This is a genomic window from Mucilaginibacter sp. PAMC 26640 (assembly GCA_001596135.1).
In the GTDB taxonomy this organism is placed as follows: domain Bacteria; phylum Bacteroidota; class Bacteroidia; order Sphingobacteriales; family Sphingobacteriaceae; genus Mucilaginibacter.
Genome location: CP014773.1, coordinates 2,311,134 through 2,334,128 on the forward strand (window position 1 = coordinate 2,311,134; position 22,995 = coordinate 2,334,128).

A 22,995-nucleotide genomic window follows, 5' to 3' on the forward strand; every position below is an offset into this window, starting at 1 on the left:
ACACACAATAGCATCAGACTCCGACCGTTTTTGGTCGGGGTCTATTGCTGTTTATATCCGTTAGATTTGAGACGTAGGATATGAGATATAACAATCTTGCGTTTTTTTACATAGCATGATTTTAACGTCGGTCTCAAATCAGAAAAGTATCTCGTATCAAATACAGGTTTAATAAACTAAAATTATAATACCTTGGCAAACAATAATAACCAAAGAGTAAACTTTGCAACCAGCAGAAAGGTACTTGATTACCCCGATTTTCTGGATGTACAGTTACAGTCTTTCCAGGAATTTTTTCAATTGGAAACCACGTCAGACAACCGTTATAAAGAGGGGTTGTTTAAAGTATTTGCCGAAAACTTTCCAATATCAGATTCAAGGAACATCTTCGTTTTAGAGTTTCTTGATTACTTTATTGATCCGCCACGTTATGATATACGCGAGTGTATCGAGCGCGGTTTAACCTACAGCGTACCATTAAAAGCAAAACTTCGCTTATCATGTAATGATGCAGAGCACGAAGATTTTGAAACAATTGTACAGGATGTTTATTTGGGTACCATCCCTTATATGACGCCTAAAGGTACCTTTGTTATCAATGGTGCAGAACGCGTAATTGTATCTCAATTACACCGTTCACCAGGTGTGTTCTTTGGCCAAAGCCGCCACACCAACGGTACAAAATTATACTCTGCCCGTGTTATTCCTTTTAAAGGATCATGGATTGAGTTTGCTACAGACGTTAATAACGTGATGTATGCTTATATCGACCGTAAAAAGAAATTCCCGGTTACTACGCTGCTTCGGGCAATTGGTTATGATTCTGATAAAGATATATTAGAATTATTTGAACTTGCCGATGAAGTAAAAGTAAGCAAATCTGGCCTGAAGAAATTCATTGGCCGTAAGCTTGCTGCAAGGGTGCTTAAAAAATGGGTAGAAGATTTTGTGGATGAGGATACCGGTGAAGTGGTATCTATCGATCGTAACGAGATCATCCTTGAGCGCGAAACCGTTTTGGAAGACGACCATATTGATATGATCATCGATGCAGGTGTTAAAACCATTATCCTGAACAAGGAAGATGCAGCCACCAGCGGTGATTACACTATTATATACAATACCCTACAAAAAGATACTTCGAACTCGGAGAAAGAAGCGGTGGAGCACATCTATCGCCAGTTACGTAACGCTGAACCACCTGATGAGGAAACTGCACGTGGTATCATTGATCGTTTATTTTTCTCTGATAAAAGATATGATTTGGGTGATGTGGGCCGGTACCGCATCAACCGTAAATTGAAGCTGAATACCTCTGATGAAACCAAGGTTTTAACCAAGCAGGATATCATCGCGATTGTTAAGTACCTGATCAAATTAATCAACTCAAAAGCTGAGGTGGATGATATTGATCACTTGTCTAACCGTCGTGTTCGTACTGTTGGCGAGCAGCTTTATGCGCAATTTGGTGTTGGTTTAGCACGTATGGCCCGTACCATTCGTGAGCGTATGAACATTCGTGATAACGAGGTGTTCACACCTACCGACCTGATCAATGCACGTACACTTTCATCTGTGATCAACTCGTTCTTCGGAACCAACCAGTTGTCACAGTTTATGGACCAAACCAATCCACTGGCAGAGATTACGCACAAGCGTCGTCTGTCAGCCCTTGGGCCCGGTGGTCTGTCTCGTGAGCGTGCAGGTTTCGAGGTTCGTGACGTACACTACACCCACTACGGTAGGTTGTGTACCATTGAAACTCCGGAAGGGCCGAACATTGGTTTGATCTCTTCTCTTTGCGTACATGCCAAGATCAATAATTTAGGCTTTATCGAAACACCATACAAGCGTGTGGTTGACGGTAAGGTGCAGGTGAATGAGCCGGTGATCTACCTTTCTGCAGAAGATGAGGATGGAAAAACGATTGGCCAGGCTAATGCAGTTTATAACGATAATGGTGAGTTTGCAACTCCGCGTGTTAAAGCACGTTTTGAGGGTGACTTCCCGATCATCGAGCCAGACAGATTGGATTTGATGGATATTGCGCCAAACCAGATCACGTCTATCGCAGCTTCGTTGATTCCTTTCCTTGAGCATGATGATGCTAACCGTGCCTTGATGGGATCTAACATGCAACGCCAGGCGGTACCATTGTTACGCCCTGAGGCGCCAATTGTTGGTACTGGTTTGGAAGGCCGTGTAGCAAAAGACTCTCGTACCCTGATCAACGCTGAAGGCGATGGTGTGGTTGAGTATGTTGATGCTAACGAGATCAAAATTAAATATGACCGTAACGAATTAGATCGTTTGATCTCTTTCGATGGCGATACACGCAGCTACCTGTTAACCAAGTTCAAGAAAACCAACCAGAGCACTACCATTAACCTAAAGCCGATTGTTAAAAAAGGCCAGCGGGTTACTAAAGGTGAAGTGCTTTGCGAAGGCTACGCTACGCAAAATGGCGAGCTTGCGCTGGGCCGTAACCTTAAAGTGGCATTCATGCCTTGGCAGGGTTACAACTTTGAGGATGCGATTGTAATTTCTGAGCGCGTTGTGTCTCAGGATATCTTTACATCGCTTCACGTTGAAGAATTTGAGCTTGAGGTGCGTGATACTAAACGTGGTGAAGAAGAATTAACACCGGATATCCCTAACGTTTCTGAAGAAGCTACTAAGGATCTGGACGAAGACGGTATTATCCGTGTTGGTGCCGAGGTTAAAGAAGGCGACATCCTGATTGGTAAGATCACCCCTAAAGGCGAATCTGACCCATCACCGGAAGAAAAGTTATTGCGTGCCATATTTGGTGATAAAGCAGGCGACGTTAAAGATGCATCGTTAAAAACTCCGCCTTCTATCGCGGGTGTTGTTATCGATACTAAATTATTCAGCCGTGCCAAGAAAACCACTAAGGCAGAAGAAAAAGCTCAGATTGAAAAGCTTGATATTAAACATGATAAAGCTGTAAAGGATCTTAAAAATACTTTAATTGAGAAGTTATTCGAGATTGTTAACGGTAAAACATCACAAGGTGTTTACAATGTTTACAAGGAGTTGTATGTAGCCAAAGGTGTTAAATTCACTCAGAAAATTCTGACTGAATTACATTACGAAAACATCAACCCAACTAAGTGGACAACTGATGATGATAAAAACGACCAGATCAAAACTTTGCTTCACAACTATAACATTAAAGTGAACGAAGAACTTGGAGCTTACCGCCGCGATAAATTTGCGATAAGTGTGGGTGACGAGTTACCGTCAGGTATCGTACAGATGGCCAAAGTTTACATCGCTAAAAAGCGTAAGCTTAAGGTTGGTGATAAAATGGCGGGCCGTCACGGTAACAAGGGTATTGTTGCCCGTATTGTGCGCGACGAGGATATGCCTTTCTTAGAAGACGGAACACCGGTTGATATCGTGCTGAACCCATTGGGTGTACCATCACGTATGAACCTTGGCCAGATCTACGAAACCGTATTGGGCTGGGCCGGTAAAGAACTGGGTGTTAAATTTGCTACTCCTATTTTTGATGGTGCAAGCCATACCGAGGTAGAAGAGTGGGTGAAAAAAGCAGGCTTACCAGAATCTGGCCGTACCTATTTGTACAACGGTTTAACGGGTGATCGTTTCGATCAGCAAACAACTGTAGGTATTATCTACATGCTTAAACTGGGCCACATGGTTGATGATAAGATGCACGCACGTTCAATCGGGCCGTACTCTTTAATTACTCAACAGCCATTGGGTGGTAAAGCACAGTTTGGTGGTCAGCGTTTTGGTGAGATGGAGGTTTGGGCACTGGAAGCATTTGGTGCATCAAACATACTGCAGGAAATATTAACCGTTAAATCGGATGATGTTATCGGCCGTGCCAAAACCTACGAAGCTATTGTTAAAGGTGAAAACCTGCCAACACCATCAGTTCCGGAATCATTCAACGTATTGGTTCATGAATTAAGAGGTTTAGGTTTGGATATCACGTTAGAATAATTAGTGATTTAGTGAGTGAATGAATTAGTGATTGTAAAATCGGGTTCATTCGCTCACTAATTCAATTATAGTAAAGCAGGTGATTCAATTCACTAATTCACTAAATCGCTAATTCAACAATTAAAAAAAAGGGAGACTATGTCTTACAAAAAAGATAATAAAATCAAAAGTAATTTCACCACGATTACGATCAGTTTAGCTTCTCCGGAATCTATTTTGGAGCGTTCAAGCGGTGAAGTTTTGAAACCGGAGACCATCAACTACAGGACTTATAAGCCTGAGCGTGATGGTTTATTCTGCGAGCGTATATTCGGCCCGGTGAAGGATTACGAGTGCCATTGCGGTAAATACAAACGTATCCGTTACAAAGGTATCGTGTGCGACCGTTGCGGTGTTGAAGTAACTGAGAAAAAAGTACGTCGTGAGCGTATGGGCCACATTAACCTTGTGGTGCCAGTTGCACATATCTGGTACTTCCGCTCGTTGCCAAATAAAATTGGTTACCTGCTGGGCTTACCAACAAAAAGACTGGATCTGATCATTTACTACGAGCGTTATGTAGTAATTCAGCCGGGTATTAAAGAATCTGACGGTATTTCCCGTATGGATTTCCTTACAGAAGAAGAATACCTGGATGTATTGGATACTTTACCAAAAGAAAACCAATACCTGGATGATAAAGACCCACAGAAATTTGTGGCTAAGATGGGTGCCGAGGCTTTAGAAGATTTGCTAAAACGCCTTGACCTTGATCAGTTATCATACAACCTGCGTCATCAGGCTGCAAATGAAACTTCACAGCAACGTAAAAACGAAGCTTTAAAGCGTTTACAGGTTGTTGAGGCGTTCCGTGATGCAAAAACAAGGATAGAGAACAACCCTGAGTGGATGATCGTTAAGATCGTTCCGGTTATTCCACCAGAATTGCGTCCGTTGGTTCCATTGGAAGGTGGCCGTTTTGCTACTTCCGATTTGAACGATTTATACCGCCGTGTAATTATCCGTAACAATCGTTTAAAACGTTTGATCGAGATCAAAGCACCGGAAGTTATTTTGCGTAACGAAAAACGTATGTTACAGGAAGCTGTAGATTCGTTATTTGATAACTCACGTAAAGTAAATGCAGTAAAAACTGAAGGTAACCGTGCATTGAAGTCACTTTCGGATATCCTGAAAGGTAAACAAGGCCGTTTCCGTCAGAACTTGCTTGGTAAACGTGTGGATTATTCGGCACGTTCGGTAATTGTTGTAGGTCCAAACCTTAAATTACACGAATGCGGTTTACCAAAAGATATGGCTGCTGAGTTGTTTAAACCATTTATCATTCGCAAGATGATTGAGCGTGGTGTGGTTAAAACAGTAAAATCTGCCAAAAAGATTGTTGACCGTAAAGACCCGTTAGTTTGGGATATTTTGGAAAACGTATTAAAAGGCCACCCTGTATTATTAAACCGTGCGCCTACACTGCACAGGTTGGGTATTCAGGCTTTCCAGCCAAAACTGGTAGAAGGTAAGGCAATACAATTGCACCCGTTAACCTGTACCGCCTTTAACGCGGATTTTGACGGTGACCAGATGGCTGTGCACGTACCCCTAGGTAACGCAGCAATTTTGGAAGCCCAGGTATTGATGCTTGCATCACACAACATCTTAAACCCTGCTAACGGTACGCCAATTACAGTACCTTCTCAGGACATGGTGCTTGGTTTGTACTACATAACCAAAGGCCGCAAAACAGATGAAGGACGTGTGGTAAAAGGACAAGACTTAACGTTCTATTCTTCTGAAGAAGTGATCATCGCTTACAACGAAAGAAAGATCGATCTGCACGCCTTTATCAAGGTTAAAGGAAAAATTAAAGAACGCGATGGTAACATCGTTTCTAAAATAATTGAAACTACGGTAGGCCGCGTTTTATTTAACGAACACGTGCCTGAAGAAGTTGGTTACATTAACGAACTATTAACCAAGAAATCACTGCGTGATATCATTGGTGAGGTTGTTAAAATGACCGGTATGGCACGCGCAGCACAATTCCTTGATGATATTAAGGAGTTAGGCTTTAAAATGGCATTCCAGGGTGGTTTATCATTTAACCTGAAGGATATTAATATTCCGGAGGAAAAAGTGACGCTGATCGCCCAGGCTTCTAAAGAAGTAGAAGATGTTATGGGTAACTATAACATGGGTTTCATTACCAACAACGAGCGTTACAACCAGATCATTGATATCTGGACACGTATCAACAATCGCTTAACTGCGAATGTGATGAACATCCTCAGCAACGATAACCAGGGTTTCAACTCTGTATATATGATGCTTGATTCGGGTGCGCGTGGTTCTAAAGAGCAGATCCGTCAGCTTGCAGGTATGCGTGGTTTGATGGCTAAGCCGCAAAAATCAGGTTCAGGTGGTGAAATTATTGAAAACCCTATTCTTTCAAACTTTAAAGAAGGTTTGTCGGTATTAGAGTACTTTATTTCTACCCACGGTGCGCGTAAAGGTTTGGCGGATACGGCGTTGAAAACAGCGGATGCTGGTTACTTAACACGTAGGTTGCATGACGTTGCGCAGGATATGATCGTTGGTGAGGTTGATTGCGGTACCTTACGTGGTATCTACACAACTGCATTAAAAGATAACGAGGATATCGTTGAACCATTATACGATCGTATTTTAGGTCGTACTACACTTCATGATGTTCATGACCCGATTACCGGCGAACTGTTGGTAACTGCAGGGCATGATATCACGGAAGAAATTGGTAAGAAGATAGAAAATTCACCTTTAGAAGGTATTGAGATCCGTTCGGTATTAACCTGCGAAAGCCGCAGAGGTGTATGTACGTTATGCTACGGCCGTAACCTTGCAAGTGGTAAACGCGTGCAAAAAGGTGAGGCAGTAGGTGTAATTGCAGCACAGTCAATTGGTGAGCCGGGTACACAGTTAACTTTACGTACATTCCACGTGGGTGGTACCGCCTCTAACATTGCTGCTGAATCACAGATCAACGCAAGGTTTGAAGGTATCATTGAATTTGAAAACGTACGTACCGTTGAGTACAAAACCGACGAAGAAAATGTTGAAGTGGTGTTAGGCCGTTCAGGCGAATTCCGTATCATCGAGCCGGGTACCAACAAAATCATCGTAACCAACAACATTCCATACGGTTCATACCTGTATGTGAAAGATGGTGCTAAAATTGCTAAAGGCGACCGTATCTGTTCATGGGATCCGTACAATGCGGTGATCATATCTGAGTTTGCCGGTATTACCACTTTTGAGGCAGTATTGGAAGGTATCACGTTCCGTGAGGAAAGTGATGAGCAAACAGGTCACCGTGAAAAAGTTATTATCGATACCAGGGACAAAACTAAAAACCCGGTTATCCAGATAGCTGATTCAAAAGGTAATATCATTAAAGGATACAACATCCCGGTAGGAGCCCACATTTCTGTTGAAGAAGGTGAGAAACTGCAAACCGGACAGGTTATTGCGAAAATCCCTCGTTCAACTGGTAAAACACGAGATATTACAGGTGGTTTACCACGTGTAACCGAGTTATTTGAAGCACGTAACCCATCTAACCCTGCTGTAGTAACCGAGATTGACGGTGTGGTAACTTTAGGTGGTGTGAAACGTGGTAACCGCGAGATCACTATAGAAAGTAAAGACGGCCAGGTGAAAAAATACCTGGTGCCTTTATCTAAGCACATCCTTGTACAGGATAACGACTTTGTTAAAGCTGGTATGCCATTGTCAGACGGTTCTATCTCTCCGGCAGATATACTTGCCATCAAAGGCCCTGCAGCAGTGCAGGAGTACTTGGTTAACGGTATCCAGGAAGTATACCGTTTACAGGGTGTGAAGATCAACGACAAGCACTTTGAGGTGATTGTTCACCAGATGATGCAGAAAGTTGCCATTGAAGATGCAGGTGATACTCGTTTCCTTGAAAGGGAAGCAGTTGATAGCTGGGACTTTATGATTGAAAACGACGAGATGTTTGATAAGAAGGTAGTTACCGAGCAAGGTGATTCTGCCAACTTAAAAGTAGGTCAGATTGTTTCTTTAAGAAAACTAAGGGACGAAAACTCAATCCTGAAACGTAAGGATGCGAGATTAGTAGAGGTAAGGGATGCAATTGCAGCAACTTCCAGCCCGATGTTACAAGGTATCACAAGAGCATCATTAGGTACCAAATCGTTTATTTCAGCCGCATCGTTCCAGGAAACTACCAAAGTACTGAACGAAGCAGCCATAGCAGGTAAAAAAGACAATATGCTGGGCTTGAAAGAAAACGTAATTGTGGGTCACTTAATTCCGTCAGGAACAGGTTTACGCGAATACGAAAATATCCGCGTAGGTTCTCAGGAAGAGTTTGATCGCCTGATGGCTTCAAAAACTGAAGAAGTAGAAGCTTAATCAGTTTTTTTTAAATACTTTTGCAAAGCCTTCTATGAAAATAGAAGGCTTTGCTATTTTTAATACCATGGAAGAACAGAACGAAAACCAGCTTAATATTGAACTTTCTGAAGAAGTTGCAGAAGGTGTGTATGCTAACCTTGCCATCATTACACACTCGAGTTCAGAGTTTGTGCTCGACTTCATCAGGGTAATGCCGGGCGTTCCCAAAGCCAAAGTTAAATCAAGGATCATATTAACTCCGGAGCATGCCAAAAGGCTTTTAACTGCCCTGGAAGATAACCTTGAAAAGTTTGAAGCTGCAAATGGCCGGATCAAGATTGGCAACGACCCCAATGGGGGTGGATTTCCAATGAGCTTCGGCGGCCCGATAGGACAAGCTTAGACAAATCCTTCCATATTTGATCAAATCGAATCTGCATATTTCTAACCGTGGTGGATCAACAATAAACTACGGACTAAACAACATCTACGAATGAATAAAACCATAGTTTTTGGCGCTGCCGGTCAATTAGGCCAATGCTTCAAAAAATTAGCCGGTGATGAAAAACTTGATTTTTTCGTGTTCCCGGATAGGGCCCAAGCCAATATTTTAGATTTGGACGCCCTGAATCTTTTATTTGCTAAACATAAGCCTGCTTACGCAATTAACTGCGCTGCTTATACCGCGGTAGACAAGGCAGAGGATGATGCCGAAATAGCTGAACAGATAAACAAAACCGGGGCAGAAAATTTGGCCCGTTGTTGCGCACAGCATGGTACGGTTTTGGTGCAGGTTTCAACCGATTTTGTTTTTAAAGGTGATAAATCATCGCCTTTAAACGAAAATGATATAACTGCCCCAATAGGCGTTTACGGGCAAACAAAGCTGGATGGTGAGCAGGTTATCCCGGGCTTTATCAATAAATACTTTATCGTGCGCACTTCATGGCTTTATTCGGAATTTGCTAACAACTATGTTAAAACAATGCTTCGCCTAGGCAGTGAACGACCGGAGCTTAAAATAATAGCCGACCAGGCAGGTACTCCAACTTACGCCATAGATCTCGCCGCCTTCATTATCAATATAATTACTTCCGGCAGTTCTGCCTACGGTATATATCACTATAGCAACGAGGGTATAGCGTCCTGGTACGATTTTTCAAAGGCTATCTTTGAGATTTCCGGTTTCGACGTAAAGGTGATACCTATTCCTACGAGTGATTATCCCACAAGGGCAGTGAGGCCTCCGTACTCCGTAATGGATAAAACCAAAGTAAAGAAAACATTTGGCATTGAAATTCCGTATTGGAGAGATAGTCTGCAAGTTTGCATTAACAAAATAAAACAACTAAACTAAACACAATGAAGGGTATCATATTAGCAGGAGGATCGGGCACCAGGCTTTATCCCATAACCAAGGCCATTAGCAAACAGTTAATGCCCATTTATGATAAGCCAATGATCTACTATCCGCTGTCGGTATTAATGCTGGCTGGTATAAAAGAGATCCTCATTATCACTACTGCCGAAGATAACCCCGGCTTTGTGCGTTTGTTGGGCACCGGTGAAGAACTGGGTTGCCGTTTTGAATATGCTATACAGGAGAAACCGAATGGCCTTGCCCAGGCTTTTGTTATCGGCGCGGATTTTATTGGTAACGATAAAGTAGCCCTGGTACTTGGTGACAACATCTTTTACGGATCGGGCTTCAGCCGTTTGATCCAAAGTTTTAATGATTTGGATGGAGCTGCAATATTTGCCTACCCGGTGGCAGATCCGGAGCGTTATGGTGTAGTGGAGTTTGATGCTGAATTTAAAGCTATATCGATAGAAGAGAAACCGGTTAAACCTAAATCGAAGTTTGCCGTTCCCGGACTTTATTTTTACGATAATAGTGTTGTCGCAATTGCCAGAGATATCCCTATGTCGCCACGTGGCGAATATGAAATAACCGACGTTAACCGCGTTTACCTGGAACAGGGTAACCTTAAAGTTGGCGTAATGGACCGTGGCACAGCCTGGTTAGATACCGGCACCTTTGATTCATTAAGCGATGCTACTGAATTTGTACGGGTGATAGAAAAACGCCAGTCGCGTAAAATTGGCTGTATTGAGGAAGTTGCTTACGCGATGGGTTTTATTGATGATGAGCAGTTGAAAGTGCTTGTTCAGAAATATATCAAGAGCGGTTATGGGGCGTATTTGCAGTCACTGCTCGATCAATAGTTTGCTCACCAACAGAAAGAATATTAGCCTGGCTTTTTAAGCTGGGCTTTTTCGTTAACAGCAGTCAGGATTTGATTCAACAAATTTGGTCCTAACGCATCTACCCAAACTATTTCTTTGTCTTTCCTAAACCAGGTCATTTGCCTTTTAGCAAAGCGGCGGGTATTTTGTTTAATGAGCCCAACGGCGTCAGCTAAGTCGGTTTTACCATTAAGATATTCAAATATTTCACTATAGCCAACCGTGTTTAGTGCGTTTAACGTTCGGTAGGATGTGAGCGACTTTACTTCCTCAACCAATCCTTCATCCAGCATCAGGTCCACCCGCTGATTAATCCTGTGGTATAGTATCTCCCGGGGTAAATCCAACCCAATCTTCACAATATTGAAGGGCCGCTGGTTGGTTTTTGCGGTGCGAAAAGAGGAAAAAGGCTGGCCTGAACTTTCGTATACCTCTAAAGCGCGAATTACCCGCTGTGGATTGCTGATATCGACCTCGGCGTAATAAGCGGAGTCTATGGTTTTCAATCGTTCCTGCAATGGCGCAATGCCCTTTTCAGCAAGCTCGTTATTTAATCGCTCGCGTATAGCAGGGTTGGCATCCGGAATGTTGTCGAAACCTTCACAGATCGCTTTGATGTATAAACCCGAACCGCCTGCCAGAATAACTACCTGCTTTTTTTTAAAAAGGTCATCCAGTAGCGCCAGGCATTCGCGCTCAAAATCACCAACCGAAAAACTTTCTGTTACCGAATGTGAGTTGATAAAATAGTGGGGAGCAGCGGCCAGTTCATCTGGAGTAGGTTTAGCTGTACCTATGGACATTTCCCTGAAGAATTGCCTTGAATCTGCAGAAATGATAACGGTATCAAGATGTTGTGCAACGCGGATAGCGGCGGCTGTTTTACCCGATGCGGTGGGGCCTGCTATGACGATAAGGGTTGGGGGGGCTGTGCTCATAGTTTAGTCCATGGTCCACAGTCTATGGTCCATGGACTAAATTAAATTGTAGTATTAGCTATTAATAATCATCGTGTCGGCTGGGTTTGTCTTCGTCTTCAAACTCATCGTCGCCAAAGCCGAATTCATCCTCTTCTTCTTCCTCTTTTTTATCTTCTTCCGGGTCGTCTATACCTGTATCAGTCACTTCAGAAAAATCTTCGGCATCCTCAGGGTTATAAAGCATCTCCGCTATAAAATCGTTATCCTCGTCTTCGGTAGCAACTGCTTCTGCCGTGGTGTTAAACACGTTACCGAATTGTTTAGGTGCTTCACCGGCAGAGCGTACAACTAATGGATAGGTAACACCCGGTGTTTCATCTAAAATAATTTTCATGAGTTCCACATGGAAATCAAAAGGGCGGTCGAAGTTGAAGGTATAATAAAATTTTTGGTGCGGGTCATCTATAAAACTGCTCAGTTTTATTTTTTCCATCAGCGGGATCTTCCTGTCAACCCTTTTTTTATTGGGCAGGTAGGTGATCTCTTCACCTTTCATCCACTGGTCATTACTGATATAAAACGAAGAAGGGAATTCAGGATTGTAACCGGTGCTTTGGTGAATAGCGCGGTGCAGATCCTCGAACGTTTGGTTTGATTTTACGTCGATATCCCGGCTAACCTCGTCATAATCCTCAAAAGTAACCCTGAACCTATATAGTGCCATTTTTTGTAAATTTTGTCAAAAATAATAATGTTTTAATTTAATTTGAGTGCGCCGCAACTTTCAAGCCAATTTCCAGGCCTTTTTCAATTGTAAAATTTATTGCTGCTTCGCGACTATTAGGAATTTCGCCCTCCAGTATAGCCTCACGGATCTTATTTTTAATAATTCCCACTTCGCGGCCCTCTCCAATGCCAAAAAGCTGCATGATATCCAGCCCGGTAACCGGCGGCTGCCAGTTGCGGATGCTGTCGCGCTCTTCAACATCTTTCAGTTTTTGCAATACCAGTTCGAAATTGTTACGATACTTTTTAACCTTGTATTCGTTTTTCGTGGTCACGTCTGCTTTACACAACAGCATTAATGGTTCTATGTCCTCTCCCGCCTCAAAAAGTAAACGGCGTACTGCCGAATCGGTAACGATAGACTGCGACAAAACGATGGGCCGCAAATGCAGTTGCACCAGTTTCTGCACAAATTTCATTTTCTCGTTCAGCGGCAATTTGAGCTGTGCGAAGATCTTCGGTACCATGCGTGCGCCTTTATCTTCGTGTCCGTGAAACGTCCAGCCGTGGCCGGGTTCAAAACGCTTGGTAGGGGGCTTAGCAATATCATGCAATATGGCCGCCCAGCGCAGCCAAAGGTCATCGGTTGTTTCGCAGATATTATCCAATACCTGCAGCGTATGGTAAAAATTATCCTTGTGACCCTTACCGTTGATGATCTCCACCCCGTAAAGTGCCACCATTTGTGGAAAAATTAGGTGAAGTAGACCCGTATCAAACAAATAATTAAAGCCAATGGATGGCTTTTGGGATAGGATGATCTTGTTCAACTCATCTGTTATGCGCTCCTGCGATACGATGTTGATGCGGCTTAAATTGCTTTTGATAGCAGCAATAGCCTCATCATCAATCCGGAAATTCAGCTGCGATGCAAACCGGATGGCGCGCATCATGCGCAAGGGGTCATCTGAAAACGTTTCTATCGGGTTAAGCGGCGTGCGGATCAGTTTCTGTTCAATATCTGCAATGCCATTAAAAGGATCGACCAACATGCCATAATTATCCTGGTGCAAGGTGATGGCTAATGCGTTAATGGTAAAGTCGCGGCGTTTTTGATCGTCGTCCAGGGTGCCATTCTCTACAATAGGCTTGCGCGATTCCGAGCGGTAGCTTTCCTTGCGGGCACCTACAAACTCCACTTCCACGTCCTGGTATCGCAGCATAGCCGTACCAAAGTTTTTAAAAACCGATACTTTGACATTCAGCTTTGCGGCAACAGCTTCGGCAAAGGCAATGCCATTACCCAAAACAACAACATCGATATCTTTAGAAGGGCGGTTTAAAAAAATATCGCGCACATATCCTCCAATAGCATATGCCTGAACATTATGTTCTGCAGCAAGCTTCGAAATAACAGAAAATACGGGATGTTGCAGGTGTTTTTTCATAAATAAAGCCGCAATGCAACTATATGGGACGCCGTAAATTTAAGGATATTAAAAATTAACGGCGAATAAATTCAAAACTGCCATTAGGGTCCAGCCGCATAATGGTGCTTGGCTTCTTCACTTCGGTGCTGTACTGGTCAATATCGACCACGTAATCCACTCCGTCAATAATTTCCTGCTCTATCTTCCCAAAATATTCAGGCGAGGGATGGCCGCTTATATTAGCAGAAGTAGACACGATTGGTTTGCGCAACCGTTGGATGAGCTGCTGGCAAAACGGGTGACTGCTTACCCGTACGCCCACGCTGCCGTCTTCGGCTATCAGGGAAGGGGAGATGTTACGGGCGCCTGGCATTACCAGTGTAAGCGGATTTTCTGCATACTCAATTAATTGATAAGCAATCTCCGGTACCTCGGTAATATAGCTTTGCAGCTTATTATCGGTATCGATAAGAATGATCATACTTTTGCTTTCCTCACGCTGTTTAAGGGCGAAGATCTTTTTTACGGCCTCGGTATTGGTGGCATCGCAGCCAATACCCCAGATGGTATCGGTAGGGTAAAGGATGATGCCGCCCTCCTGGATCACTTTAAGTGCTTTATTTACTTCGTCCTTAAGCATGGCGGGTTACCTTATTGTATATGTTCATCATTTGCGCCGCTAAGTTACGGTCTTCAAACCGTTGGGCATAGGCCAGCCCTTCTTTTATCATTTGCTGCTGCAAATTTCCATCGCTCAATACCTCGTCTATTGCTTTCGCCAAGCCTTGTACGTCATCCGGCCCAACATACCGGCTAAATGGTCCTCCCGCTTCCTCCAGGCATGAACCCGTTGCTGCAATAACCGGAATGCCGGAAACCAGCGCCTCGAGTACGGGGATACCAAACCCCTCGTAACGCGATGGGTAGACAAATAGTTTCGCCAATTGGTAAATTGCCGGAAGATCATCAAAGCTCACATCGTGCAAAAATGTAACACTATCAGCCAATCCCCGCGAAGCCAGGAAAACTTTTACTTTATCCAGGTAGCCGGTAGGCTTACCTACAACCACAGCGTTTGTATTCGTTTTGGTGTAAGCTAATGCTTTTGCCAGCAGCAACAGGTTCTTACGCTCTTCTATTGTTCCTACGTTTAATATAAAGCTATCCGGCAGATGGTACTTTTGCTTAACGGCTGCAAGTTTGTCTGCTGATTGCTTCAGCGCAAACTCCGGAGCGCAGCCTTGATAGACTACGTCAATTTTGTTGGTGTCAATGTTCAGCAACTCAACAAGATCCTGTTTGGTACGTTCGCTGATGGCGATAATTCGGTGCGCCGTTTTGCAGGCACGTTTGGTTTTGGCGGTGTAGATCAGTCTGTCTATGAAGCCATAGTATTGCGGAAAACGCAAAAAAATGAGATCGTGAATACTCACAACCGATTTTATACGGGTGTTATCAATGCCAATGGGGAGTTCATAACTTAAGCCGTGGTAAAGATCGATGCCGTCTTTTTCAAGGTTACTCACAATGCCCTTACTACGCCACAAGGCGGTTAGGTATTTTCCCTTAGGGGTGATGATACTGATGCCGGGAAATTGATCGAAAAAGTTACGCCACTTGTTGGGTTTAAGTTTCGGCGTGTATAGCAGGTAGGCGTTTTCAGGATAATGCTCCGCCGTGGTTTTTATCAGCCACCGGCTAAAGTTACCCAGGCCGGTATTGTTTAAAAACGCACGTTTGGCATCGTATCCAAGTTTCATTAAATGTGAGATATTAGATATGAGATGTGAGACAGAAGAAAAGTTTAATCTCAAATCTCATATCTCACATCTCAAATCTATATTATACGGCTACGTTATTTTCCCTTAAAGCATCATTCAGCGATGTCTTTTTATCAGTAGATTCTTTACGCGTGCCGATGATCAGCGCACAAGGCACCTGGTATTCGCCGGCGGCAAATTTCTTGGCGTATGAGCCTGGTATCACTACCGAACGCGCAGGCACTCGGCCTTTATATTCAATTGGCTCTGGCCCTGTAACATCTATTATTTTGGTTGATGCAGTAAGTACTACATTAGCACCTAAAACCGCCTCAGATTCTACGTGGACACCTTCAACAACAATAGCACGTGATCCAAGGAAGCAATTATCCTCAATGATAACAGGGGCAGCCTGCACCGGCTCTAACACACCACCGATACCAACACCACCACTCAAATGTACATGCTTACCAATCTGCGCGCAGGAACCTACAGTAGCCCAGGTATCCACCATTGTGCCTTCATCCACATAAGCACCAATGTTTACGTACGATGGCATCATGATAACGCCTTTAGCCAGGTAAGCACCATAACGGGCAATACCATGAGGTACCACGCGTACACCAAGCTCTTTGTAGTTGGTCTTCAGTTTCATTTTATCATGAAACACAAAAGGGCCGGTTTTAATTTCTTCCATGGCACGGGTAGGGAAGTATAAGATCACGGCTTTCTTGATCCAGTCGTTAGTATGCCAGCGGGTGCCAATCAGTTCGGCAACGCGCATCTCACCTTTATCCAGGCGATCGATAACCGTATTTATAGCATTGATGTAGTCGTTCTCGCTCAGCAGCGTACGATTTTCCCAGGCTTCTTCTATCAGTTTTTTAAGTTCTTGCATTATCAAAAATAAATTTTGTCAAATTAAAGGATTTTTGGGGAGATTTGTTTGTCATTGCTGTAGCCAAGGATTAAAATATTAAATAACAGGGTGATTATGTCTGATAAGAAACGGAAGAACTTTCTTAAAATAGTAAATTACAAAAAAACAGGAAGAACAATTTTTTGAGTGGCCTGCCCATTCCTGTCGCTGAATTTGTAGAATTGTTTGATTTTGTAAACGACAAACTTGAGCAATTGGTTGTGACCATACCGTATATTACGTTACCCATTATTACAGTGCAAACAAGTTAACTGAAGAGAAGGTTATACACTGGATAAAGAAAAATGACGGGTTATTCTGACTGCGAAGTAATTTATAATGTTGAGGGGTTGTTAAGGCGCTTTACGCGCAAAGCTGTATTGATAATATTATGCCTGAAAAAGAAAAATTAAGAATCGATAAATATTTGTGGGCCATCCGCATGTTTAAAACGCGTACACTGGCTTCTGATGCCTGCAAGGCTGGCCGTGTAAAATTAAATGGCACCAATATCAAACCGGCCCACGAGGTGCGCGTTGGCGAAACCTACCAGATCTCCAAAGGGCCAGATCGGAAGATCATTATGGTAGGCGGTTTATTAGAGAACAGGGTAGATGCCAAAACTGCCGTAAACTTTTACCAGGACCTTACCCCGGTAGAGCAAACGGTGGCCTTTAAATCGATGTTCCATGCGCCGCTGTTAAAACGTGACCGCGGCACCGGCCGCCCCACTAAACGCGATCGCCGCGAAACAGATGACCTGAAGGATAATTTGTTTGATAAACCGGAAGAGGAGCGTAAAGATGAATAAAATGAGTTAGGAAGTAGTCAACACATTAGTAAATGATAATGATCCGCAAATTGCTGATGCCGCACCTACGGATAAAATATTATCGTCTTTTTACTACAACACGTTACTTCTCCGGAGCGCAAGTGCGTTAGGCGCTGCAGGAGCCAGGTGTTTATAGCCGTTAAAATAATTTCTTAAAGCTCCTTAGGTGCTACCTGCCCGAACCCCTCTCACGCCGCTCTTTATCAAAACGGATGTTAGAATTTATCCCTATTTTTGGCCCTTTATAACCGCCCGCGCACAAAATGCTGCCGGCTGTGTTAATCTATCTACATGAAAGACAGCTACCAGGCTTCAGAATTTAAAATAGCGGTAATAGGTTTGGGCTACGTGGGCCTGCCGCTGGCTATTGAGTTCGCCAAAAAATATAATGTATTAGGTTTCGATACCGATGAACAGCGTGTGCTGGAGCTGAGCCTTGGAACCGACCGTACCCAGGAAGCCAACGCGGATGATCTGCAAACGGTAATGAAACATTCCGCTACCGCCGGGTTGAAGATCTCGGCTGATGTGGAGGAACTGAACAATTGTAATACCTATATTGTAACTGTACCAACACCTATCGATCAGTTCAAAGCACCTGATCTGGGTCCGCTTTTAAAGGCATCGGAAATGTTAGGTACTGTTTTAAAACCCGGCGACCTGGTGATCTACGAATCTACCGTGTACCCGGGCTGTACCGAAGAAGATTGCATCCCGGTATTGGAACAGGCATCCGGACTGAAATTTAACGAAGACTTTTTTGCCGGCTATTCACCTGAGCGGATCAATCCAGGCGATAAGATCAATACCCTTACCAAAATTAAAAAGGTGACCAGCGGCTCTACCCCGGAGGTTGCGCAACGGGTGGATGACCTGTACGCATCTATTATAGAAGCGGGCACTCATAAAGCGCCGAGCATCAGGGTGGCCGAAGCGTCAAAAGCGATTGAAAATGCCCAGCGTGATGTAAATATCTCGTTCGTAAACGAACTGGCGCTGATCTTTGACCGGATGGGTATCGATACCAATGATGTTTTGGAAGCGGCTGCTACCAAATGGAACTTTTTGAAATATAAACCCGGCCTGGTTGGCGGCCATTGCATCGGGGTAGATCCCTACTACCTGGCCCATAAGGCCGAGTCTTTAGGTTACCAGCCTCAGGTGATCCTTTCCGGGCGCAGGGTAAATGATATTATGGGCGAATTTGTGGCAGGCAAGGTCATAAAGCTGCTGATTGCAAAAGGGCATGATATTTCACAGGCCAATGCGCTGATGCTTGGCATCACCTTTAAAGAAAATTGCAGCGATGTGCGCAACAGCAAGGTGGTTGACATCTGCACTGAATTGAAAGCCTTCGGTATCAACGTAGACGTATACGATCCCTGGGCTGACCCTGAAAAGGTGAAACAGGTATACGATATCGAGATGATCCCGGCGATAGAAAAGCAGTACGATGCCATCATTTTAGCAGTAGCCCACCGGGAGTTTCTGGAAATTGATTTTACGACGATCACCAACGGCAGCGGCAGCGTTATTTACGATACCAAAGCTTTTTTAAACCGGGATATCGTAGATGCCCGTTTGTAATGAGGATTAGCATCCTGATTTGATCGTTTTTACAATTAATTGACAGTCAGTTTTTTATAAAGAGTTGATTTTAAATTACGTTAAGTTGTGTTAAGTTGAATTTGGCTTGCAGGTATGACTTGTGCACTTGTAAAAGCGAAGCAGCCCACCGCTTACCGCCTTTATGCTATGTGATTTTTTGAGTATTATTGCAGCTTCCAAAGCATCGGAGCTTTTATAGCCAATGAAGAGTATCGCCCAAAAAGTATTTGATATAGAGATTGAATCATTGCAGCATGTGGCATCTATGATAGATGAACAGTTTTCGCAGGCTGTGGAGGCTATTCTGCAATCGAAAGGAAAGCTGGTTGTTTGCGGCATGGGCAAAAGCGGGCATATCGGTAAAAAGATTTCGGCCACGCTCACCAGCACTGGTACACAAAGCTTTTTTATGCACCCTGCCGAAGCATTCCATGGCGATTTGGGCATGGTAGGGGAGAACGATATTATCCTGATCTTATCCTACTCCGGCGAAACAGAAGAAGTGCTTAAACTGGTGCCGTTTATAAAGTGGCACAAAAACCTATCAATAGCCATCACCGGCAACCCCGAATCTACATTGGCAAAAAATGCCACTTACCATTTAAATGTAGGGATTAAACAAGAGGCTTGTCCCCTGGAGCTGGCGCCAACCTCGTCTACCACGGCCACTTTGGTAATGGGGGATGCGCTTGCTGTAGCATTGATGACAGCGAGAGATTTTAGTCCCGATGATTTTGCGAGGTTCCATCCCGGTGGCCGTTTAGGCAGAAAGCTTTTAGTGAAAGTAAAAGATTTGATGCGAACCGATAACCTGCCTTTTTTGGAGGAAGATGCTACGTTTACACAGCTCATCATCCGCATGTCGGAAGGGAAACTGGGCATGGTGGTACTGGGTACGGCGGATAGGGTAGTCGGCGTAGTAACGGACGGTGACTTGCGCCGCGGGTTAGTTAAATATAATAACCTGCAGCAATTGCCAATCACCACGATCATGAACGGAAATCCCATTATTGTAAATGATAATCTGCTGATATACGATGCCGAGGCATTGATGCTGGAGCGGAAAATAACCACGTTGCTGGTAAAGGATGCCGGGGATAAAGTAACAGGTGTTTACCAGATTTTTAACCAGGTATGAAAACCATAATTGTAATCCCAGCCCGTTTAAAATCTACCCGTTTGCCGGATAAGGTTATGCTTGATCTGGGCGGGAAAACTGTTATCCAACGGGTGTATGAAGCTTGCATTCAAGCCAAGCTGCACCAGGAAGTTTGGATAGCGGCTGATAGCGATGTGGTGTTTAACCTGTGCAAACAGTTTACGCCGAATGTTGTCATGACCAAAGAGAGCCACCCCAGCGGTACCGACCGGATTGCTGAGGTGGTGGAGAAGATCCCCTGCGATATGGTGATCAATGTACAGGGCGACGAGCCTTTTTTTGATGCCAGCATTATTGACAGGTTGATTGATGCCATGCAAAACAGTGATGCTGCCATGGCCAGCGTTTGTGCCCCGGTAGAAAGTATGGATGAGCTGCATAACCCCAACCTGGTTAAAGTGGTAACAGATGTAAACGGCTACGCTTTGTATTTTTCGAGATTCAGGATCCCGTATTCACGGGATAAGATCCTGGAGGATGCTGCAGGGTATAAAAAGCATATGGGTGTTTACGCTTACCGGGCGGATTTTCTGCCTGAATTTGTTCGGTTGCCGGTATCTTTTTTAGAGGGATCGGAAAAGCTGGAACAATTGCGGGCTTTAGAGAATGGTTATAAAATTAAAATGATTGAAGTTGCTGGTTTTGAAAAGGGCATAGACACCCCTGAGGACCTGGAACTTGCACGTAAAAAATTAGCGAACAATGGCATTATATAAAGACATTACCGAAAAACCTTTTTTTATTGTTGGCCCCTGTGTGATGGAGAACCAGGAGCTTTTGTATACCGTTGCCGATAAGGTGGCGGAGATTAAGAGCAAGTACCCGGTTACGATGGTTTTTAAATCATCTTTTGATAAAGCTAACCGCACCAGCATTAGCGCGTATCGCGGGCCGGGTATTGATAAAGGCCTGGAGATGCTGAACAAGGTAAAAGAGAAGTTTGGCTTGGAGGTAACTACGGATATTCATGAGCCCTTCCAGGCGGCCATAGCTGCGGAGGTGGTGGATATATTGCAGATCCCGGCATTCCTTTGCCGCCAAACCGATCTGCTGGTAGCAGCCGCGCAAACCGGGAAGGTGGTGAACGTAAAGAAAGCCCAGTTCCTTTCTGGCCAGGATATGTTTTATCCGGCGCAAAAAGTGAAAGAGGCAGGTAACGACCAGATCATCCTGACCGAACGTGGCAACTCGTTTGGTTACAACAACCTGGTGGTTGATTTCAGGAATATATATGATATGAAGGAATTCGGTTACCCGGTTTGTATGGATTGTACCCATTCGGTGCAACGCCCCGGCGGAGCAGGTGGCAAAACCGGTGGCGACCGTAAGTTTGTACCTAACATGGCTCATGCTGCGCGTGCCTTTGGTGCCAGCGGCTATTTTATAGAAACCCACCCTGATCCGGACCATGCGATGAGCGACGGCCCTAATATGCTATACCTGAAGGATCTGGAGGAATTGATTAAATCATTGATAAGTTAGCGTTTTTAACTGCCACCCGTTATTGCGAGGTACGAAATAATCGCGAAGCCAAATAGCTGTCTGGCAAAGTCGCCCTGTATAGTTAATAGATTACTTCGTTCCTTGTGGTGACGATTGAAAACGGGCAATGCGCCACCTAAAACTTGCATACCTTAGTACTCCGTTTTATTTTCAACGGCTTCCCAAAGCTTAAAGGCAGGTTGTGCATCACTGCGCATCAGCTGGGTAAAGGGCATTTTTCGCTGCTCCATAGGTAACTCCAGTTCATCATAAATAAAGTGGTCGTCAAAGCCTATCGCTGCGGCGTCGGCTTTTGTATTGGCATAGTACACTTTACTGATCCGCGCCCAGTAGATAGCACCAAGGCACATTGGGCAGGGTTCACAGCTGGTGTAGATCTCGCACCCCTCCAGGTTAAAAGTACCCAACTCCTGGCAGGCCAGTCGAATCACCGATACTTCGGCATGTGCGGTCGGGTCGTTAGAAGGCACTACCTTGTTAGCACTTCGGGCTACCACCATACCATCTTTAACAATAACGGCACCAAAGGGGCCGCCTAGTCCCTGCTTTACATTATATTCCGACAGATCGATAGCCATCTGCATAAATTGTTCGTTCGTCATAACGCTTATTTTCAATAAAAAACCCCAACCAAAGGCCGGGGTTTCAATTATAACTTTTTTATTTCAGCTGCACATCCGCACATTTGAAATTTGCACATTTTATTTTTTATCCTTAGCGTAAGCTTCGTTTAATCTTTTAATTACTTCTGTAGTTACATCAAGGCTTGGATCACCAAACAGCATATTAGTATTACCTTTCTGGAAAGTTAATACCATTTTGTAGCCTTTTTCTTTAGCGAATGATTTTGTGAAGTCAATCAGTTTGTCATACAATTTAGCCTGTTCGCTGTATTGCAGGTTCTGAACCTCAGCACCGGCATTTTGCTGGTATTGCTGAAACTCTTGTCCTTTTTTTTGCAGGCGCTGCTCTGTGGCCTGGCGCTGGTCTGCCGCCATGGTAGCAGCAGCTTTTTGGTATTCGGCAACTTCACGCTGAATAGCCTGCTGGCGTGAACTAACATCACTTTGTGCAGCTTTGCCTTTATCTTCAAGGCGTTTATTCATATCCTTGATGTAATCGTATTTAGCAATAATGGAATCCTGGTTAATGTAAACTATTTCAGGGGTTCCGGCAGCAGCAGTTGTTGCAGTTGCAGCAGCTGGTTTATCAGCAGGCTTGTTTTGGTTACATGCAGTAACACCAGCGGCAATGGCTAATGCTAAAACTGATTTGGTAACGATTGACGCGTTGATTTTCATTCTGTTTTCTCTAAAAAAAATTTTGACAAAGATAAACTTTCGCAACAAGTTTCCTAATGCGGAAGTATAAATGCAGCGATGTATCAATATGCAAATTTACCGATGTAAAGTTTGAGGAAATGATGTTGAAAAAAACAGGGGATAAGCAGGGCGAAATGGTTAGCTTACAGGCTTTGGTATGGTTGAT

At 44.0% G+C, this 22,995-nt stretch carries 18 protein-coding genes; 10 read left to right on the forward strand and 8 right to left on the reverse strand.

Features of this window, described 5'->3' with window-relative positions; genetic code table 11:
* Positions 1 to 192 precede the first annotated feature (192 nt).
* The 5 genes from rpoB (at position 193) to A0256_10090 (ending at position 10,629) form a co-directional block, all read left to right on the forward strand.
* Entirely contained in the window at positions 193 to 3,996 is a 3,804-nt protein-coding gene (rpoB, locus tag A0256_10070) for a DNA-directed RNA polymerase subunit beta (GenBank protein ID AMR31742.1), read from the forward strand.
* A gap of 138 nt (positions 3,997 to 4,134) precedes the next feature.
* Positions 4,135 to 8,421, forward strand: coding sequence for a DNA-directed RNA polymerase subunit beta' (locus tag A0256_10075; protein AMR31743.1), 4,287 nt, complete (start codon positions 4,135 to 4,137; stop codon positions 8,419 to 8,421).
* Between the two features lie 67 nt (positions 8,422 to 8,488).
* Positions 8,489 to 8,806, forward strand: a complete 318-nt coding sequence (locus tag A0256_10080; GenBank protein AMR34501.1) for a hypothetical protein — start codon at positions 8,489 to 8,491, stop codon at positions 8,804 to 8,806.
* Between the two features lie 90 nt (positions 8,807 to 8,896).
* Positions 8,897 to 9,760: an NAD(P)-dependent oxidoreductase gene (locus A0256_10085; GenBank protein ID AMR31744.1), complete on the forward strand. Its 864-nt coding sequence runs from the start codon at positions 8,897 to 8,899 to the stop codon at positions 9,758 to 9,760.
* Positions 9,761 to 9,765: 5 nt separating this feature from the next.
* Positions 9,766 to 10,629 (forward strand): glucose-1-phosphate thymidylyltransferase, encoded by an 864-nt coding sequence (locus tag A0256_10090; GenBank protein ID AMR31745.1) that lies wholly within the window; start codon positions 9,766 to 9,768, stop codon positions 10,627 to 10,629.
* A 23-nt stretch (positions 10,630 to 10,652) separates the two neighbouring features.
* Here the strand turns inward: A0256_10090 and A0256_10095 are convergent, their stop codons facing one another.
* The 6 genes from A0256_10095 to A0256_10120 form a co-directional block, all read right to left on the reverse strand.
* Positions 10,653 to 11,588, reverse strand: coding sequence for a tRNA dimethylallyltransferase (locus A0256_10095; protein ID AMR31746.1), 936 nt, complete (start codon positions 11,586 to 11,588; stop codon positions 10,653 to 10,655).
* A gap of 61 nt (positions 11,589 to 11,649) precedes the next feature.
* A complete protein-coding gene (locus tag A0256_10100) occupies positions 11,650 to 12,294 on the reverse strand; it encodes a hypothetical protein (protein AMR31747.1) in 645 nt (214 codons plus the stop codon).
* Positions 12,295 to 12,331: 37 nt separating this feature from the next.
* Positions 12,332 to 13,744: a tRNA nucleotidyltransferase gene (locus tag A0256_10105; GenBank protein ID AMR31748.1), complete on the reverse strand. Its 1,413-nt coding sequence runs from the start codon at positions 13,742 to 13,744 to the stop codon at positions 12,332 to 12,334.
* A 55-nt stretch (positions 13,745 to 13,799) separates the two neighbouring features.
* Complete coding sequence (locus A0256_10110; GenBank protein AMR31749.1) at positions 13,800 to 14,366, reverse strand: translation factor Sua5; 567 nt, start codon at positions 14,364 to 14,366, stop codon at positions 13,800 to 13,802.
* On the reverse strand, positions 14,359 to 15,486 hold the full coding sequence (locus tag A0256_10115) for a mannosyltransferase (GenBank protein AMR31750.1): 1,128 nt from the start codon (positions 15,484 to 15,486) through the stop codon (positions 14,359 to 14,361). Before A0256_10115 ends, A0256_10110 begins: the two co-directional genes overlap by 8 nt.
* Positions 15,487 to 15,568: 82 nt before the next feature.
* On the reverse strand, positions 15,569 to 16,390 hold the full coding sequence (locus tag A0256_10120) for a 2,3,4,5-tetrahydropyridine-2,6-dicarboxylate N-succinyltransferase (protein ID AMR31751.1): 822 nt from the start codon (positions 16,388 to 16,390) through the stop codon (positions 15,569 to 15,571).
* 406 nt (positions 16,391 to 16,796) lie between these two features.
* Here A0256_10120 and A0256_10125 point away from each other — a divergent pair, with 406 nt between their 5' ends.
* The 5 genes from A0256_10125 (at position 16,797) to A0256_10145 (ending at position 21,486) form a co-directional block, all read left to right on the forward strand.
* On the forward strand, positions 16,797 to 17,216 hold the full coding sequence (locus A0256_10125; protein ID AMR31752.1) for an RNA-binding protein: 420 nt from the start codon (positions 16,797 to 16,799) through the stop codon (positions 17,214 to 17,216).
* Positions 17,217 to 17,528: 312 nt separating this feature from the next.
* Entirely contained in the window at positions 17,529 to 18,824 is a 1,296-nt protein-coding gene (locus tag A0256_10130; GenBank protein ID AMR31753.1) for a Vi polysaccharide biosynthesis protein VipA/TviB, read from the forward strand.
* A 223-nt stretch (positions 18,825 to 19,047) separates the two neighbouring features.
* Positions 19,048 to 19,983: an arabinose-5-phosphate isomerase gene (locus A0256_10135; GenBank protein AMR31754.1), complete on the forward strand. Its 936-nt coding sequence runs from the start codon at positions 19,048 to 19,050 to the stop codon at positions 19,981 to 19,983.
* Positions 19,980 to 20,720: a hypothetical protein gene (locus tag A0256_10140; GenBank protein ID AMR31755.1), complete on the forward strand. Its 741-nt coding sequence runs from the start codon at positions 19,980 to 19,982 to the stop codon at positions 20,718 to 20,720. Before A0256_10135 ends, A0256_10140 begins: the two co-directional genes overlap by 4 nt.
* On the forward strand, positions 20,707 to 21,486 hold the full coding sequence (locus A0256_10145) for a 3-deoxy-8-phosphooctulonate synthase (protein ID AMR31756.1): 780 nt from the start codon (positions 20,707 to 20,709) through the stop codon (positions 21,484 to 21,486). The genes A0256_10140 and A0256_10145 overlap by 14 nt, the downstream gene beginning before the upstream one ends.
* 152 nt (positions 21,487 to 21,638) lie before the next feature.
* On the opposite strand, the gene A0256_10150 is transcribed toward A0256_10145, so the two are convergent.
* Together A0256_10150 and A0256_10155 are read right to left on the reverse strand one after the other, a co-directional pair.
* Complete coding sequence (locus tag A0256_10150; GenBank protein ID AMR31757.1) at positions 21,639 to 22,109, reverse strand: tRNA-specific adenosine deaminase; 471 nt, start codon at positions 22,107 to 22,109, stop codon at positions 21,639 to 21,641.
* 99 nt (positions 22,110 to 22,208) lie between these two features.
* Positions 22,209 to 22,808 (reverse strand): outer membrane chaperone Skp, encoded by a 600-nt coding sequence (locus A0256_10155; protein ID AMR31758.1) that lies wholly within the window; start codon positions 22,806 to 22,808, stop codon positions 22,209 to 22,211.
* Positions 22,809 to 22,995: the final 187 nt, after the last annotated feature.